Source organism: Kitasatospora sp. NPDC002522, assembly GCF_053595195.1.
Genome location: NZ_JBSFXE010000119.1, coordinates 1 through 1502, shown reverse-complemented (window position 1 = coordinate 1502; position 1502 = coordinate 1). Strand labels below are relative to the sequence as shown.

Annotated in this window: 1 protein-coding gene; it reads right to left on the bottom strand. The window is 69.2% G+C overall.

Annotation, left to right across the window (positions count from 1 at the left end):
- Positions 1–1502: hypothetical protein (locus ACWD4U_RS34755; RefSeq protein WP_449787416.1), on the bottom strand; the 1502-nt coding region annotated here is incomplete at both ends.

Genomic DNA, 1502 nt, shown 5'->3' with positions numbered 1-1502 from the left:
ACCGGCCTGCCGACACTCTCGAGCTCCGCTTGAAGCCTGTCGGCGAAAGACCCGTCCCCGAGCCCGAAGTCGAACCCGTCGTGCTGCGGCGCCCCGCCCGCGCCGCTCTCGGTACGCGGCCGGGCCGACAGTCCGACAACCGACGGTCCGTCAGCGGACGCGGTGACCGGCCCGGTGCCCGCCGTGCCGCTGCCGGTGGTGGGGATCGCGGAGCCGTTGAGGGCCCGGCCGATCGTGGCGTGGTCCGGGTTGTCCTCCGTCACGTCCGGCCCGGCGCCGGTCTTGTGGCCGGAGGTGAAGAGGTTGACGATCGGGGTGTCGGAGCGCAGGTCGAACCCGGAGAACGGGTTCGAGAAGAACCACTTGGCCAGGTCCTTCGCACTCTGCCCCCACGACTCGTCACCGTCGTGCCCACCCGGACGCGGCACCGGGAACGGCGCCGGATTGCCGGTCATGTTCGCCAGGAACGACACGAAGTTCAACGGATGCAACAACCCGAAGTACTTGGCCCCGTCCGGGTTCTCACGCCACTGCCGCTCCCGCAACCAGTTCTGATACCGGTCGAACAACGGCTCGAACGTCTTGTGCAGGACGTGACCGAACGCGCCCATCGCCATCCCCGAGAAGAACGAACCCGCACTCGCCGTGAACGCGTGCTCATCCGTCCAGAACAGCTGGTACCCGAGGTCCGACGCGACGTTCTGCCCACCCTCCTGCAGGATCTCCCCCAGCGCATGGCCCAACTGGAACAGCGCGTTGCCGTGCAGCGGATGCTCCGCCGTGAAATGCCCGAACAACCTCGCGAAGCCGCCCACGCCCTCCTTACCCGCAGACGCCGTGAACAGGTCGGGGAACTCCCGCGCCATCCGCGACAGCGGCCCGCTGCCGGCGAGATCACCCAACGCCTGCGCCAACACCCCGCCCAGATGCGCGTGGTCCGCCCCCAGATGCCCCCAGTGCTTCACGAACGCGTCACCGAAGTTCCGCCCGATCTGCCGCGCCTCCTCCCGCAACGCCGCATGCGAAGCCGCGTCCGTCAGGTGCTCCTCGAAGATCCGCCCCATCTTGCGCGCGAACGCGTCCGCGATGCTCCCCTCGCCGAACCGGACGAACCCCGCCTCCAACTGCTGCACCGAAGCGCCCAGCAGATGACCCACCGACTTCGCGAACTCCTGCCGCGCCGACGCCGAACCGAGCTTCCCCGCCAACCGCGCCACATCCCGCTCCACCGACCGCGCGACATCCCGCTCCACCGTCCGCACCGCGTCGAGGACCAGCCCCTTCCCCAGACCCTTCACCTCCGCCCCCACCAAGTGCGACACCTCACCCGCCACACCCGGCACGTCGTTCAACCCCGCCGCCAGCACGTGGTCGAGCCGCTTCGACAGGATCGACGACGAGTCCTTCCCGATCAGCCGCCCCACCACCTTGCCGAACGCCTGCCCGAACAACTCCAGCGGACCCGCGAACAACCCCTCCAACGACCCCTGCTGGAACGACTG